At 61.0% G+C, this 15,954-nt stretch carries 14 protein-coding genes and 1 pseudogene; 9 read left to right on the forward strand and 6 right to left on the reverse strand.

What is annotated here, in order from left to right:
- Positions 1-27: 27 nt before the first annotated feature.
- From rng to tldD, 4 genes are all read left to right on the forward strand, one after another.
- Complete coding sequence (rng, locus tag AB9L16_RS03785) at positions 28-1,485, forward strand: ribonuclease G (protein WP_016771696.1); 1,458 nt, start codon at positions 28-30, stop codon at positions 1,483-1,485.
- A 75-nt stretch (positions 1,486-1,560) separates the two neighbouring features.
- Entirely contained in the window at positions 1,561-5,364 is a 3,804-nt protein-coding gene (locus AB9L16_RS03790; RefSeq protein WP_375123125.1) for a YhdP family protein, read from the forward strand.
- 145 nt (positions 5,365-5,509) lie between these two features.
- Positions 5,510-6,370 carry a carbon-nitrogen hydrolase family protein gene (locus AB9L16_RS03795; RefSeq protein ID WP_375123126.1) on the forward strand — a complete coding sequence of 287 codons (861 nt, stop codon included), beginning with the start codon at positions 5,510-5,512 and terminating at the stop codon, positions 6,368-6,370.
- Positions 6,371-6,374: 4 nt separating this feature from the next.
- The gene (gene tldD, locus AB9L16_RS03800) at positions 6,375-7,817 is read left to right on the forward strand and encodes a metalloprotease TldD (protein ID WP_375123127.1); all 1,443 of its coding nucleotides are present in this window, start codon (positions 6,375-6,377) and stop codon (positions 7,815-7,817) included.
- Between the two features lie 51 nt (positions 7,818-7,868).
- On the opposite strand, the gene yjgA is transcribed toward tldD, so the two are convergent.
- Positions 7,869-8,393, reverse strand: coding sequence for a ribosome biogenesis factor YjgA (gene yjgA, locus AB9L16_RS03805; protein WP_016771692.1), 525 nt, complete (start codon positions 8,391-8,393; stop codon positions 7,869-7,871).
- Positions 8,394-8,501: 108 nt separating this feature from the next.
- Between yjgA and pmbA the strand changes: the two genes are divergently transcribed.
- The 5 genes and pseudogenes from pmbA (at position 8,502) to AB9L16_RS03830 (ending at position 12,295) form a co-directional block, all read left to right on the forward strand.
- Positions 8,502-9,848 (forward strand): metalloprotease PmbA, encoded by a 1,347-nt coding sequence (gene pmbA / locus AB9L16_RS03810; RefSeq protein ID WP_375123128.1) that lies wholly within the window; start codon positions 8,502-8,504, stop codon positions 9,846-9,848.
- 252 nt (positions 9,849-10,100) lie between these two features.
- Positions 10,101-10,181, forward strand: a pseudogene (locus AB9L16_RS03815) (FagA protein); the annotation flags it as partial.
- 137 nt (positions 10,182-10,318) lie between these two features.
- On the forward strand, positions 10,319-10,759 hold the full coding sequence (locus AB9L16_RS03820) for a hypothetical protein (RefSeq protein ID WP_252887322.1): 441 nt from the start codon (positions 10,319-10,321) through the stop codon (positions 10,757-10,759).
- Position 10,760: 1 nt separating this feature from the next.
- Complete coding sequence (locus AB9L16_RS03825; RefSeq protein ID WP_095180375.1) at positions 10,761-11,372, forward strand: superoxide dismutase; 612 nt, start codon at positions 10,761-10,763, stop codon at positions 11,370-11,372.
- Between the two features lie 29 nt (positions 11,373-11,401).
- Positions 11,402-12,295 carry a ZIP family metal transporter gene (locus tag AB9L16_RS03830; protein WP_041477976.1) on the forward strand — a complete coding sequence of 298 codons (894 nt, stop codon included), beginning with the start codon at positions 11,402-11,404 and terminating at the stop codon, positions 12,293-12,295.
- A gap of 34 nt (positions 12,296-12,329) precedes the next feature.
- Here AB9L16_RS03830 and AB9L16_RS03835 read toward each other — a convergent pair whose 3' ends face one another.
- The 5 genes from AB9L16_RS03835 to AB9L16_RS03855 form a co-directional block, all read right to left on the reverse strand.
- A complete protein-coding gene (locus tag AB9L16_RS03835) occupies positions 12,330-12,605 on the reverse strand; it encodes an HPr family phosphocarrier protein (protein ID WP_016771685.1) in 276 nt (91 codons plus the stop codon).
- Positions 12,606-12,620: 15 nt separating this feature from the next.
- Positions 12,621-13,478 (reverse strand): RNase adapter RapZ, encoded by an 858-nt coding sequence (gene rapZ / locus AB9L16_RS03840; protein ID WP_041477977.1) that lies wholly within the window; start codon positions 13,476-13,478, stop codon positions 12,621-12,623.
- Between the two features lie 2 nt (positions 13,479-13,480).
- The gene (gene ptsN / locus AB9L16_RS03845; RefSeq protein WP_041477978.1) at positions 13,481-13,945 is read right to left on the reverse strand and encodes a PTS IIA-like nitrogen regulatory protein PtsN; all 465 of its coding nucleotides are present in this window, start codon (positions 13,943-13,945) and stop codon (positions 13,481-13,483) included.
- Between the two features lie 11 nt (positions 13,946-13,956).
- On the reverse strand, positions 13,957-14,265 hold the full coding sequence (gene hpf / locus AB9L16_RS03850) for a ribosome hibernation-promoting factor, HPF/YfiA family (RefSeq protein WP_007912419.1): 309 nt from the start codon (positions 14,263-14,265) through the stop codon (positions 13,957-13,959).
- A 73-nt stretch (positions 14,266-14,338) separates the two neighbouring features.
- Positions 14,339-15,829 (reverse strand): RNA polymerase factor sigma-54, encoded by a 1,491-nt coding sequence (locus AB9L16_RS03855; RefSeq protein WP_041477979.1) that lies wholly within the window; start codon positions 15,827-15,829, stop codon positions 14,339-14,341.
- Between the last annotated feature and the right edge of the window lie 125 nt (positions 15,830-15,954).

Consider the following 15,954-nt stretch of genomic DNA (forward strand, 5'->3'; position numbering starts at 1 on the left):
GTGAACATGCCTGAACGAGATCCTGCCATGAGTGAAGAGATTCTGATCAACATCACGCCGATGGAGTCGCGCGTGGCGGTGGTCGAAAACGGTGTGCTGCAAGAAGTCCACGTCGAGCGCACGCAGAAACGCGGGATCGTCGGCAACATCTATAAAGGCAAGATCGTTCGCGTCCTGCCGGGCATGCAGGCGGCATTTGTTGACATCGGCCTCGATCGTGCAGCTTTCATTCACGCCGCCGAAATCTCCCTGCGTGAAGGCCCAGCGGTGGAAAGCATCAGTTCGCTGGTGCACGAAGGCCAAAGTCTGGTGGTGCAAGTCACCAAAGACCCGATCGGCTCTAAAGGCGCACGCCTGACCACGCAACTGTCGATTCCTTCGCGTTATCTGGTGTACATGCCGCGCACCGCCCACGTCGGCATTTCCCTGAAGATCGAAGACGAAGCCGAGCGCGAGCGCCTCAAGCAGGTGGTCAGTGATTGCGTGGCCAAAGAAGGCATCAAGGAGGCCGGCGGTTTCATTCTGCGCACGGCCGCGGAAGGCGCGGGCGCTGATGAAATTCTCATGGACATCCGCTACCTGCGGCGCCTCTGGGACCAGATCAACGAGCAGATCAAGACCATCGCCGCGCCGAGCGTGATTTACGAAGACCTCGGCCTGGCCCTGCGCACCCTGCGTGACCTGGTCAATCCGAAAATCGAGAAGATCCGCATCGATTCCCGGGAAACCTTCCAGAAAACCACGCAGTTTGTCGCCGAACTGATGCCGGAAATCGCCGATCGTCTGGAACACTATCCGGGCGAGCGGCCGATCTTCGATCTGTACGGTGTCGAAGACGAAATCCAGCGCGCGCTGGAGCGCAAGGTGCCGCTGAAGTCCGGGGGGTATCTGGTGATCGATCCGGCGGAAGCCATGACCACCATCGACGTCAACACCGGGGCGTTCGTCGGTCATCGCAACCTCGAAGAAACCATTTTCAAGACCAATCTCGAAGCGGCCACGGCGATCGCCCGGCAGATGCGCCTGCGCAATCTCGGCGGGATCATCATCATCGACTTCATCGACATGGAAGATGAAGAGCACCAGCGTCAGGTCCTGCGCACTCTGGAAAAACAGCTGGAGCGCGACCACGCCAAGACCAACATCATCGGCATCACCGAGTTGGGCCTGGTGCAGATGACCCGCAAGCGCACCCGCGAAAGCCTTGAGCAGGTGTTGTGCGAACCGTGCAGCAGTTGTCAGGGACGCGGCAAGCTGAAGACCGCCGAAACCATCTGTTACGAGATCTTCCGCGAGATTCTGCGCGAGGCCCGGGCCTACCAGGCCGAGGGTTATCGGGTGCTGGCCAACCAGAAAGTGGTCGATCGTCTGCTTGATGAAGAGTCCGGTAACGTCGCCGAGCTTGAAGGCTTCATCGGTCGCACCATACGCTTCCAGGTGGAAACCATGTATTCCCAGGAACAATATGACGTGGTGCTGCTCTGAAACCCTGCATCACCCTTCATTCAACGCGGCTGGCCTCAGCTTTTCGCAGTTTTTTTGCCATGGGAGCCAACTGACATGGAGCGTCTGACACGCATTCTGGCCGCACTCACCCGCTGGGGGCTGGGCCTGTGCGCGTTGGTTCTGGTGTTGATGGCGTTGTACGTCAGCCTCGGCCGCGAGCTGACGCCACTGGTGGCCGAATACCGCGCCGACATCGAAGACAAGGCCAGCGCCGCCCTCGGCATGCCTTTGCAGATCGGTGAGCTGGAAGGCAACTGGAGCGGTTTCGCGCCGATCCTGCTGGCCCATGACGTGATGGTCGGCGACGGCGCCAACGCGCTGCGCCTCGACCGCGTACGGGTAGTGCCGGATATGTGGGGCAGCTTGCTCGCCCGCGAGGTCCGTCTCGCGCATATCGAACTCAACGGTTTGAAGATCAGCCTCAAGGAAGCCGAAGACGGTACCTGGGCGCTGGAAGGGCTGCCGGTGCAGAAGGATCAGCCGTTCGATGCGGCGCAACTGTTCCAGCGCTCGCAGATGATCAGGCAATTGTCGGTGCTCGACAGCCAGGTGACCCTGCAACCGCTCGATCACCCGCCCATGACGCTCACCTATGTCGGCCTCAATCTGCGTACCGGCGCCAGCCGCCAGCGTCTCGACGCGCGTCTGACCTTGCCCGATGGCCAGCCTGTCGCGCTGAGCCTGCGCAGCCAGCTGCGTCCCGATCAATGGCAGAACAGCGCCATCGAGGGTTATGCCAGCCTGCCGCAGAGCGACTGGTCGAAATGGCTTCCCGAGCGCCTGACCCAGCAATGGAATTTTTCCGAGATCAAGGCCGGCGGCGAACTCTGGGTCGATTGGTCCGAAGGCGCTTTGCAAAGCGCCGCGTTGCGCCTGAATGCGCCGCAAGTGACCGGTGCCTACGCCGAGCGCAAGCCGATCCAGATCAACAATCTGGCGCTCAACGCCTATTACCGCAACACAGCCGAAGGGGTGAAAGTCACCCTCGATTCACTGGCGATGAGCTTCGGCGAAACCCGCTGGGAATCCCATGTGCAGGTGCAGCAGACTCGCGCCAGCGCCAAGGCTGAAGAGCTCTGGCATCTGCAGGCCGATCGCCTCGATCTGACCCCGATCACGCCGCTGCTCAATGCGCTGGGGCCGTTGCCACAAAGCTTCGCCACAGTGGTCGAGCGTTTGAAGGTAACCGGCGGCCTGCGTAATGTGCTGCTGGACTTCCGCCCGACCGCCACCGATGGCAGCAAATTCGGCTTTGCCGCCAACCTCGACAATGTCGGTTTCGATGCCTACCACGGCGCTCCGGCGGCGCGCAATGTCAGTGGCAGCCTGAGCGGCAACCTCGACGGCGGCGAGTTGCGCCTCGACAGCAAGGATTTCGTCCTGCACCTCGATCCGATTTTCGCCAAGCCATGGCAATACCTGCAGGCCAATGCGCGGCTGACCTGGAAGCTCGACAAGGATGGCTTCACCCTGATTGCGCCATACCTCAAGGTATTGGGCGAGGAGGGCAAGATTGCCGGCGATTTCCTCATTCGCCTGCACTTTGACCATAGCCAGGAAGACTACATGGACCTGCGCGTCGGCCTGGTTGATGGCGACGGTCGCTACACCGCGAAATACCTGCCGGCGGTGTTGAGCCCGGCGCTTGATGAGTGGCTGCGCACAGCGATCCTCAAAGGCGCAGTGGACCAGGGCTTCTTCCAGTATCAGGGCTCGCTGAGCAAGAACGCCGGCGAGGCTGATCGCAGCATCAGCCTGTTCTTCAAAGTGCACGACGCCGAGCTGGCGTTTCAGCCGGGCTGGCCGCATGTGAGCAAAGTCAGCGGCGATGTGTTCATCGAAGACAGCGGCGTGCGCATCTGGGCCAGCAAAGGCCAGTTGCTCGACACCCAAGTCAGCGATGTCTTCGTCAATATTCCTCATGTACCGGCCGGGCAGAACTCGCATTTGTTCCTGGATGGCGCATTTGCCGGTGGCCTGGGCGACGGCTTGAAGATTCTTCAGGATGCGCCGATCGGCACTGGTGAGACCTTTGCCGGTTGGGAGGGCGCGGGTGATCTGAATGGCAAGCTCAAGCTGGATATTCCGCTGGCCAAGGGCGAGCAGCCGAAAATCCTCGTCGATTTCAAAACGGCCAACGCGCGGCTGAAACTGGCCGAACCGAAGCTCGAACTGAGCCAGCTCAAGGGCGATTTCCGCTTCGACAGCAATAAAGGCCTCAGCGGCCAGAACATCTCTGCACGGGCCTTCGACAAACCGGTCACTGCGCAGATCTTCGCTGATGGCAGCCCCAACCAGATCAAGACCCGGGTTGCGGCGTCGGGGCAGGTTGAAGTGAAAAAGCTCACCGATTGGCTGGGCGTGACCCAGCCGTTGCCGGTGTCCGGGACGATTCCGTATCAGTTGCAGCTGAATCTTTCCGGGGCCGACAGCCAGTTGTTGGTCAGCTCCAGCCTCAAAGGCGTGGCGGTGGATCTGCCGGCGCCGTTCGGCATGACCGCCGATGTCGGACGCGACACGGTATTCCGCATGACCTTGCAAGGGCAGGAGCGGCGGTACTGGTTCAACTACGATCAACTGGCCAATTTCACTTTTGCCGCGCCGCCGAGCAATTTCGCCGACGGCCGTGGCGAACTGTTTCTCGGTGCTGGCGAAGCGGTGTTGCCGGGCGCCAAGGGCCTGCGCATACGCGGGGTGCTGTCGGAACTGGACGTCGCGCCGTGGCAGGATCTGGCCAGCAAGTACGCTGGCGGGGATCCGGGCGGCAGCGCCAAACAACTGCTCAGCAGTGCTGACATCAAGGTCGGCAAATTGACCGCGTTCGGCACCACGCTGGATCAGGCTTCGGTGCAGATCAATCGCAAGCCAGGCGCGTGGAACCTGGCGCTGGATAGCCAACAGGCCAAGGGCAGCGCCAGCCTGCCGGATGCCAAGGGCGTACCGATTGCGGTGAATCTGCAATACGTGAAACTGCCGGCGCCGGACCCGGCGGTGCAGGCTGACGAGAACGCGCCTGATCCATTGGCGTCGGTCGACCCGACGAAAATCCCGGCGCTGGATATCACCCTCAATCAGTTGTTCCTCGGCCCCGATCTGGTCGGTGGCTGGTCGCTGAAAGTGCGGCCGACCGCCAAGGGCATCGCGTTGAACAACCTCGACATGGGCCTCAAGGGTATCCTGCTGCAAGGCAACGGCGGCTGGGAAGGCGCGCCGGGGGCGACCAGCAGTTGGTACAAGGGCCGCATTGGCGGCAAGAATCTGGCCGACGTGCTCAAAGGCTGGGGCTTCGCGCCGAGCGTGACCAGCGAAGAATTCCATATGGATGTCGACGGCCGTTGGCCGGGCTCGCCGGCGTGGCTGGCGACCAAGCGCTTCTCCGGCACCCTCGATGCCTCGCTGAACAAAGGCCAGTTCGTTGAAGTGGAAGGCGGTGCTCAGGCGCTGCGGGTGTTCGGCCTGCTCAACTTCAACTCGATCGGCCGGCGCCTGCGTCTGGACTTCTCCGACCTGTTCGGCAAAGGCCTGAGCTACGACCGGGTCAAAGGTTTGCTGGTGGCGAACAATGGTGTCTACGTGACACGTGAGCCGATTCGCCTGACCGGGCCTTCGAGCAATCTGGAATTGGACGGCACGCTGGATCTGGTCGGTGACAAGGTCGATGCGAAATTGCTGGTGACACTGCCGGTGACCAACAACCTGCCGATCGCCGCGCTGCTCGTCGGCGCACCGGCGGTCGGCGGCGCGCTGTTCCTCATCGACAAGCTGATCGGCGACCGCGTCGCGCGCTTCGCCAGCGTCAAGTACACCGTCAAAGGCCCATGGAAAGAGCCGAAAATCACCTTCGACAAGCCTTTTTAACTAGCAGACACTACCCGTGTAGGAGCTGCCGAAGGCTCGGGCCGCGATCGGACGATCTTTTGATTTTGTTTTTCAATAGCCAGATCAAAAGATCGCAGCCTTCGGCAGCTCCTACACAGTCATATGCAAATCCCGGGGAGCGGCCATGTCTTTAGCGGTGATTCAAATGGTCAGCCAGAGCGACGTGCCGGCCAATCTGGCCCAGGCCCGGCGCCTGCTCGAACAGGCCGCCGCCGGCGGAGCGAAGCTCGCGGTGCTGCCGGAAAACTTCGCCGCCATGGGCCGTCGTGACGTCGCTGATATTGGCCGCGCCGAGGCCTTGGGCGAAGGGCCGATCCTGCCCTGGTTGAAACAGAACGCCCGCGACCTCACCTTATGGATAGTCGCCGGTACATTGCCGTTGCCACCGTTGGGTCAACCCACGGCCAAAGCCAATGCCTGCTCGTTGCTGATCAACGATAACGGTGAGATCGTCGCGCGCTATGACAAGCTGCATCTGTTCGATGTCGATGTCGCCGACAATCGCGGCCAATACCGTGAATCCGATGACTATGCTTATGGCGGTAATGTAGTGGTGGCGGATACGCCGGTGGGGCGAGTCGGTCTGAGTGTGTGTTACGACTTGCGTTTCCCGGAGCTGTACAGTGAATTGCGTGCCGCCGGTGCCGAATTGATTACCGCACCGTCGGCGTTTACGGCCGTAACCGGCGCCGCGCATTGGGATGTACTGATCCGTGCGCGGGCCATCGAAACACAGTGTTATATCCTCGCGGCCGCACAGGGCGGCAGCCATCCCGGACCGCGTGAAACCTTCGGGCATGCGGCGATTGTCGACCCGTGGGGGCGCGTACTGGCCCAACAGGATCAAGGCGAGGCGGTGTTGCTGGCCGCCCGCGACAGCGATGAACAAGCGTCCATCCGGGCGCGCATGCCGGTGACGCGTCATCGGCGGTTTTTCTCGCAGGGCGCCCAGCGGCCTGCTTCAGAACACGAATTTAAGGCGTAAACCTATGAGCGAGTTGTTGTCCTCAGTCAGTGATCACCTGTTGGCACCCGGCGGTGTCACGATCGAGAGCCTGCAAGGCGTGCTCGGCGATCTGGCCGGGCCGGGCATCGATGCCGCCGACCTGTATTTCCAGGGCCAGATTTCCGAGTCATGGGCGCTGGAAGACGGCATCGTCAAGGAAGGCAGCTTCAACCTCGATCAGGGTGTCGGCGTGCGTGCACAGTCCGGTGAGAAAACCGGTTTTGCCTACAGCAACGCGATCACCCTCGACGCCCTCGGCGCAGCGGCCCGCGCCGCGCGTTCGATCTCCCGCGCCGGACAGAACGGCACCGTGCAGGCATTCACCAGCCAGGACGTCGCGCAACTGTACGCGCCGGATAACCCGCTGGAAGTGCTCAGCCGCGCGGAAAAAGTCGAGTTGCTCAAACGCATCGACGTCGCCACCCGCGCGCTCGACCCACGGATTCAGCAAGTCAGCGTGAGCATGGCCGGGGTTTGGGAGCGGATTCTGGTGGCCTCCACCGACGGTGGCCTGGCCGCCGACGTGCGACCGCTGGTGCGCTTCAATGTCAGCGTCATCGTTGAGCAGAACGGCCGGCGCGAACGCGGCGGGCATGGCGGCGGCGGGCGTACCGATTACCGCTACTTCCTCGCCGAAGACCGCGCCATGGGTTATGCCCGCGAAGCGCTGCGCCAGGCACTGGTCAACCTTGAAGCAATTCCAGCGCCGGCCGGTACCTTGCCGGTGGTGCTGGGTTCCGGCTGGTCCGGGGTGCTGTTGCACGAAGCGGTCGGTCACGGTCTGGAAGGCGATTTCAACCGCAAGGGCAGCTCGGCCTACAGCGGGCGCATGGGTGAAATGGTTGCCTCCAAGCTATGCACCATCGTCGATGACGGCACCTTGAGCGGCCGTCGCGGTTCGCTGAGCGTCGATGACGAAGGCACGCCGACCGAGTGCACCACGCTGATCGAAAACGGCGTACTCAAGGGCTACATGCAAGACAAGCTCAATGCGCGGCTGATGGGCGTGGCGCGCACCGGTAACGGTCGTCGCGAATCCTATGCGCATCTGCCGATGCCCCGGATGACCAACACCTACATGCTCGGTGGCGAAAGTGATCCGGCGGAAATCATCGCCTCGGTGAAGAAGGGCATCTACTGCGCCAACCTCGGCGGCGGTCAGGTCGATATCACCAGCGGCAAGTTCGTGTTCTCGACCAGCGAGGCTTATCTGATCGAGGACGGCAAAATCACCGCACCGGTCAAAGGCGCGACATTGATCGGCAACGGTCCCGAGGCGATGAGCCGGGTGTCGATGGTCGGTAACGATCTGGCGCTGGACAGCGGTGTGGGTACGTGCGGCAAGGATGGGCAGTCGGTGCCGGTAGGTGTCGGCCAGCCAACGCTGAAAATCGATGCGATCACCGTGGGTGGCACGGGCGCATAAGAACGGTGGGGCTTTCGGGTGGCGCGCAGGACGGCCACCCGGTGGCGATTATCAACGCAGACCGCGTTGAGTCTCGTCCAGCTCCCGAATGTATTTGAAGATCTTGCGGCTCGAAGCAGGTGGCTTGTTTTGCGCAACCTCATGCTGGGCCTGACGGATCAGGGAACGCAATTGCTGGCGATCGGCGTCCGGGTACTCGATGACGAATTTCTCCAGCACGGCGTCATCGCCCGCGATCAGGCGGTCACGCCAGCGTTCCAGATTATGGAAACGCTCGTTGTACTGGCGAGTGGAGGCATCGAGTTGATCGAGCAGAGTCAGAATCGCGTCAGTGTCCTGGTCGCGCATCAGTTTGCCGATGAACTGCAAATGCCGTTTACGCGCGATGTTCGCGGTGTGCTTGGGCGCATCGGCCAATGCCCGGCGCAAAGCGTCGGTCAACGGCAGTTTGGCGACCAGATCAGGCTTGAGTGTGGTCAGGCGCTCGCCGAGGTCAACCAGCGCATGCAACTCGCGTTTGACCTGAGATTTGCTTTTTTCTCCCGTATCGAGGGAGTCGTCGTAAGAATCAACCATGGTGGCAGTCCGCAAAGAAACGCCGCCATGATAACCAGTCGGGGGCCGCTTGTCCGGCCCGGTCGCTCGATGACCCCAGCCGAAAGCAGAATTTGAGTGGAGATGAGCATGAGTGCAGTTCAAAGCGTCGGCCCGCAGGCATTGCCGGCACTGCAAGAACAGGTCGAGCAGATCATCGCCGAAGCCAAGCGCCAGGGCGCCAGCGCCTGTGAAGTCGCGGTGTCGCTGGAGCAGGGGCTGTCGACCTCGGTGCGTCAGCGCGAGGTCGAAACCGTTGAATTCAATCGTGATCAGGGTTTTGGCATCACCCTGTACGTCGGCCAGCGCAAAGGCTCGGCCAGCACCTCGGCCACCGGGCCGGAGGCGATTCGTGAAACCGTCGCTGCAGCACTCGCGATAGCCAAACACACCTCCGAGGACGAAGCCTCGGGTCTGGCCGACGCCGCACTGATGGCCAGGAATGTGCAGGACTTCGACCTGTTCCACGAATGGGACATCACCCCGGAACAGGCCATTGAGAAGGCTTTGCTCTGCGAGGCAGCGGCGTTCGATGCCGATGCGCGGATCAAGAACGCCGACGGCACCACCCTCAGCACCCATCAGGGCTGCCGGGTTTATGGCAACAGCCACGGTTTCATCGGCGGTTACGCGTCGACCCGGCACAGCCTGAGTTGCGTGATGATCGCCGAAGCTGACGGGCAGATGCAGCGCGATTACTGGTATGACGTCAATCGCCAGGGCAGTCTGCTCGCCGATCCGGTGAGCATCGGCCAGCGTGCCGCGCAACGGGCGGCGAGCCGTCTGGGCGCGCGGCCGGTGCCGACATGCGAGGTGCCGGTGCTGTTTTCCGCCGAACTGGCGGGCGGTCTGTTCGGCAGCTTCCTTTCGGCCGTATCCGGCGGCAGCCTGTATCGCAAATCGTCGTTTCTCGAAGGCACACTGGGGCAGAAGCTGTTCCCGGAATGGCTGACCATTGATGAGCGTCCGCATCTGATGCGTGCCATGGGCAGTGCTTCCTACGACGGTGATGGCCTGGCGACTTACGCGAAACCTTTCGTCGAGAAGGGCGAGTTGGTCTCCTACATCCTCGGCACCTATTCCGGACGGAAACTGGGCATGCCGAGCACCGCCAACGCGGGCGGGGTGCACAACCTGTTCGTCACCCACGGTGATGAGGATCAGGCAGCGCTGTTGAAGCGCATGGGCCGAGGACTGCTGGTCACCGAGTTGATGGGCCACGGCCTGAACATGGTCACCGGTGACTATTCGCGCGGTGCGGCGGGCTTCTGGGTCGAGAACGGCGAGATCCAGTTCGCCGTGCAGGAAGTGACCATCGCCGGCAACATGCGCGACATGTTCAAGCAGATTGTCGCGGTGGGTAATGATCTGGAACTGCGCAGCAACATTCGCACCGGGTCTGTGTTGATCGAGCGGATGACTGTCGCCGGCAGCTAAGCCGCGAATCCGCCAACAAAAAAAGGCGCGCCATCCGTTGTGGATGGCGCGCCTTTTTTATTCGCTTCGCACAAATCCCCTGTGGGAGCGAGCCTGCTCGCGAAAGCGGTGGATCAGTTGCAAATGTGCTGGCTGACACGGCGCATTCGCGAGCAGGCTCGCTCCCACAAATGAACAGCGCAAACTCGAACGCTTGTTTTGGTTCTCATTATCATCTAATAATAAATCTCATTTCCGGACGAGTCACGGATCATGAGTTCTGCCTTGCACGAGCAGCCCTACCTCGAAAGCCGGCGCTGGATGAGTCGCCAGATCCGTTGCGCGCTAACGCCTGCAAGGAAGGCTGTGCGGTGATCGACGTCGCCCTGGAACACACCCGCCTGTCGCGCAGCCAGCTGAAAGAGTTGCTCAACCCCGAGAAACTCACCGCCGGCGGCGTGTAAACCCCGCAACCGCTTTGGAGGCTCATCATGGAGCACTGGAAACGCACGATCGAACGGGCCAATCGCTGCTTCATGCTGGGCGAACTGATCGACGCCCGCGAGGCTTACCTGCAAGCCCTGGCCCTGGCGCAAGTGTTGTTCGAACGCTGGGCGGATGCCGACGAAGCGGTGGCGGCCTGCGTCGTCTCACATCACAACCTGGCTGACCTGCATCTGCGCCTGAACCAACCGGAGGAGAGCGCCGAATATCTCTGTGCCATCCATCAACGTTTGTTGCAGACCATGCAGGACGAGCGCTTGCGTCCGGCCCTGCGTGAGGCGGCGCTGCGCCAGAGCAGCAAGACCTATGTCGAACTGTTGAACTTCATCAGCGAGCACGGCGAATACCCACGCACCCAGCGCCTGCTGCATCCGGACACCGGCAATGCCCGCCGCGCCGCAACTTCTCATCAGTATGGAGTCCATTGAAATGGCTTTTACCTTGCCTGCCTTGCCTTACGCCTACGATGCCCTCGAGCCGCACATCGATGCGCAGACCATGGAAATCCATTACACCAAGCATCACCAGACCTACATCAACAACCTCAACGCCGCCGTGGAAGGCACCGAGTTCGCCGAGTGGCCGGTGGAAAAACTCGTCGCCAGCGTGCAGCAACTGCCGGAAAAACTTCGCGCGGCGGTGATCAATCAGGGCGGCGGCCACGCCAACCATTCGCTGTTCTGGGAAGTGATGGTGCCCAACGGTGGCGGCAAGCCCAGCGGCGCGCTGGCCAAGGCCATCGACGAGCAACTGGGCGGACTCGACAGTTTCAAGGAAGCGTTCACCAAAGCCGCGCTGACCCGTTTTGGCAGCGGCTGGGCGTGGCTGAGCGTGACACCGGATAAAAAACTGGTCGTGGAAAGCAGCGGCAACCAGGACAGCCCGTTGATGAACGGCAACACCCCGATCCTTGGCCTCGATGTCTGGGAGCACGCTTACTACCTGCGTTACCAGAACCGTCGCCCGGAATACATCAACGCGTTCTACAACGTGATCAACTGGCCGGAAGTTGCTGCGCGCTATCAGGCCGCACTGGTTTAAGCCTTCAATAAAAACAATCAGGGCTGACTATGGGCACGGAAACACTGGCGATTGGCAGTGGGCGCATGTTTCGTTACGCGGTGGGTTCGCTTTTGCTGTTGGCGGGTATGACTTTACTGGTCGCCCACGCTTTGCAATGGCTGAATCTGGAACCGAGGCTGTTACGTGCCTTGCAGGGCGGTGCCATCTGCGCCTTGGGCACGGCGCTTGGCGCGGTGCCGGTGCTGGTGATCCGGCGCATGCCGCAGGCACTCAGCGACACCTTGCTGGGATTTGGTGCCGGGGTGATGCTGGCGGCGACGGCGTTTTCGTTGATCGTGCCGGGCATAGCTGCAGCTGAGAGCCTTGGCCTGACGCCGTGGGCCGCCAGTGGCCTGATCTGCTTCGGCATCCTGCTCGGTGCGTTCGGTCTGTATCTGGTGGATCGGCGCATTTGCGGTGCCTCGCCGGAGATGCTCGTCGGCACGTTGGAGCATCCGGTGATTCCACCGCGAATCTGGCTGTTCGTGTTCGCCATCATCGCGCACAACATTCCGGAAGGCATGGCGGTTGGCGTATCTGCCGGAGGCGGGATGGCGGACGCCGACAGTCTGGCGATGGGCATTGCGTTGCAGGATGTGCCGGAAGGACTGGTGATTGCTCTGGTGCTGGCCGGGGCGGGAATGTCGCGGGTCAGAGCGTTTCTGATCGGCGCGGCGTCGGGGCTGGTCGAACCGATATTTGCGCTGCTGTGTGCGTGGCTCGTGAGTCTGGCTCAGGTGCTGTTGCCGTTGGGGCTGGCACTGGCGGCGGGGGCGATGTTGCTGGTGGTGACCCACGAAGTGATCCCGGAATCGCGCCGTCATGGGCATGACAAGCTGGCCAGTCTGGGCCTTCTGATCGGGTTTTGTCTGATGATGGTGATGGATACGGCGTTGGGGTGAATGGAGGCGAGGAACAGTGTCCCCGCCTCGAGGATTATTCACCTTCGTCGAAATACCTTTCGATCAGATCGACCAATGCGTCCATGGCTTCCTGAGCCTGTTCGCCTTCGGTGCTCAAATGGATCTTGGTGCCTTTACCCGCCGCGAGCATCATCATAGCCATGATGCTCTTGCCGTCGACAGTCGTTTCAGGTGTGCGTCCCACTCGGATCGTGCAGTCTGGATACTGACCCGCCACGCCGACAAATTTGGCCGATGCCCGGGCATGCAGGCCCAGCTTATTGATGATTTCGATTTCACGAGCAGGCATCGCGGTGTAAATCCTTTAGGTGAGGTCGCGGTGGCGAACCTGGACGTTCTTCAGGGTTTTCTGCAGGGCCTGACCCAGTCGTTCGGTCAGGTAGACGGAGCGGTGATGCCCGCCGGTGCAGCCAATGGCAATGGTGACGTAGGCGCGGTTGCTGGCGGCGAAGCGTGGTAGCCACTTGTTCAGGTAGGCGTAGATGTCCTGATACATTTCTTCGACATCCGGCTGCTGCGCCAGGTACTCGGCCACTGGGGCATCGAGGCCCGACTGAGCGCGCAGCTCCGGTTTCCAGTACGGATTGGGCAGGCAGCGCACGTCGAACACCAGGTCTGCGTCGACCGGCATGCCGCGCTTGAAGCCGAACGACTCGACCAGAAACGCCGTACCGGGCTCCGGTTGATTCAACAGGCGCAACTTGATGGTGTCGCGCAGTTGATACAGATTCAGGCTGGTGGTGTTGATTTTCAGGTCGGCCAGATCGGCGATCGGACCAAGCAGGGCGGTTTCATCGTGAATCGCCTCGGCCAGTGAGCGATTTGCGTTGCTCAGCGGGTGACGACGACGGGTCTCGGAAAAACGCTTGAGCAGGGTTTCTTCATCGGCGTCCAGGTACAGCACATCGCACTTGATATGCTTGGCACGCACGTCTTCGAGCAACTCAGGGAAACGTGACAGATGGCTGGGCAGGTTGCGCGCATCGATCGACACGGCGACCAGCGGCTGCGCCAGTTCTGTGTGAATCAGCGCCCGCTCGGCCAGTTCCGGCAGCAAACCGGCCGGCAGATTGTCGATGCAGTAGTAGCCGTTGTCCTCAAGGACATTCAGGGCGGTACTTTTACCCGAGCCCGAACGGCCACTGACAATGATCAAACGCATGATTAGTGCCCGTTCTGCTCGTCCAGTACAACCTGGTACAAGGCTTCATTGCTCGGAGCGCTGCGTAGCTTGTCGCGCACTTCCTTGCGGTCGAGCATGCTGGCGATCTGGCGCAACAACTCCAGATGCGCGTCGGTTGCGGCTTCCGGGACCAGCAGTACGAACAACAGGTCCACCGGAGCGCCGTCGATGGCGTCGAAATCGATCGGGGCTTCGAGGTGCAGCAGGGCGCTCACTGGCCCCGCGCAGCCCTTGAGGCGGCAGTGGGGAATGGCGATGCCGTTGCCAAAACCGGTGGAGCCGAGTTTTTCACGGGCGATCAGCGCCTCGAAGACATCCTGCATCGCCAGATCCGGCACTTCGCGGTGGATCAGGTTGGCAATCTGTTCGAGGGCTTTTTTCTTGCTGCCGCCCGGCGCGTTCACTTGGGAACGGCCGGGGGTCAGGATGGTTTCAAGTCGGATCATGGATAGGGGTGTTAACGACCGGTCGCGCCCTGGAGGAGGCTCTGGGTCTTTTCCTTATGCTTTTTGAGTTGGCGATCCAGCTTGTCGGTAAGTGAGTCGATCGCAGCGTACATGTCGGTATCTTCTGCGTTTGCGACCACTTCACTGCCGGGAATATGCAAGGTGGCTTCGATCTTCTGTTTCAGCTTTTCGACGCACATCGTGACCTGCACGTTGGTGATCTTGTCGAAATGTCGCTCCAGTCGCTGGAGTTTTTCCTCGATGTAGGAACGCAGAGGTTGGGTCACTTCCAGTTGGTGTCCACTGATGTTGACTTGCATACAGCTTCTCCTTCGTTGCCAGTGCATAAAGCGGCAGGCCGAAAAGCCTGCCACTGGAACGCTGTAACGTGGCTTACATCAACCGCTTGCGTTCGCTCGAAGGCGCGATTCCGAGGGATTCGCGGTACTTGGCGACGGTGCGGCGAGCCACCTGAATGCCTTGTGCCTCCAGTAAACCAGCGATCTTGCTGTCACTCAACGGCTTTTTCTGATTTTCCGCAGCGACCAGTTTCTTGATGATCGCGCGGATCGCCGTGGACGAGCATTCGCCGCCTTCGGAGGTGCTGACGTGGCTGGAGAAAAAGTATTTCAGCTCATAAATACCGCGCGGGGTATGCATGAATTTTTGTGTGGTCACCCGGGAAATCGTCGATTCGTGCATGCCGACCGCTTCGGCGATGTCATGCAATACCAACGGCTTCATTGCTTCGTCGCCGTACTCGAGGAAGCCGCGCTGATGTTCGACGATCTGCGTGGCCACTTTCATCAGGGTTTCGTTGCGGCTCTGCAGGCTCTTGATGAACCAGCGGGCCTCCTGCAACTGGTTGCGCATGAAAGTGTTGTCGGCGCTGGTGTCGGCACGCTTCACAAAACCGGCGTACTGGGCGTTGACGCGCAGGCGAGGCACCGATTCCTGGTTCAGCTCGACCAGCCAGCGCTCGTTGTCCTTGCGCACGATCACGTCGGGAATGACGTATTCGGCTTCGGTCGACTCGATCTGTGAGCCGGGACGCGGATTGAGGCTCTGCACCAGTTCGATGACCTGACGCAGCTCGTCTTCCTTGAGCTTCATGCGCCGCATCAACTGGCTGTAATCGCGGCTGCCGAGCAGGTCGATGTAATCGGCGACCAGACGCTTGGCCTCGGTCAGCCACGGCGTCTTCGCGGGCAGCTGGCGCAATTGCAGCAGCAGGCATTCGCTGAGGTTGCGTGCGCCGATACCGGCGGGCTCGAATTGCTGGATGCGATGCAGGACGGCTTCGATTTCGTCGAGCTCGATGTCCAGTTCCGGATCGAACGCTTCAAGAATTTCTTCGAGTGTTTCGTCCAGATAGCCCTGATTGTTGATGCAGTCGATCAGGGTCACGGCGATCAGGCGATCGGTGTCGGACATCGGCGCCAGGTTCAGTTGCCAGAGCAGATGGCTTTGCAGGCTCTCGCCGGCCGACGTGCGAGTGGTGAAATCCCACTCATCGTCATCGCTGCTGGGCAGGCTGCTGGCGCTGGTCTGGTAGACGTCTTCCCAGGCAGTATCCACTGGCAGTTCGTTGGGGATGCGCTCGTTCCAATCGCCATCCTCGAGGTTATCCACCGTCGGGGCGGTTTCCTGGTAGGAGGGTTCCTGGATTTCGGCGGGCTTCTGTTCGGCGTTGTCGGCCAGCGGATCGGCGTTGTCGAAGTCGTCGCCTTCTTCCTGGCGCTCGAGCATCGGATTGGATTCCAGAGCCTCCTGGATCTCCTGTTGCAGGTCCAGGGTCGACAATTGGAGCAGGCGGATGGCCTGTTGCAGCTGCGGTGTCATCGTCAGCTGCTGGCCCATTCTCAAGACTAGCGATGGTTTCATGGCAGGGGCTTAACACCTTATTCGCCGGCGCTTTGCGCCATCCACTACAGGGCGCCGAAGCGCCAAACTTAAGCAAATTATATGCCTGAAACTGAAGTGTTTGCCTAGAGCGCTGTAACAATTAA

Origin of the sequence: Pseudomonas sp. LW8 (assembly GCF_041956865.1) — a bacterium.
In the GTDB taxonomy this organism is placed as follows: Bacteria; Pseudomonadota; Gammaproteobacteria; order Pseudomonadales; family Pseudomonadaceae; genus Aquipseudomonas; species Aquipseudomonas siliginis.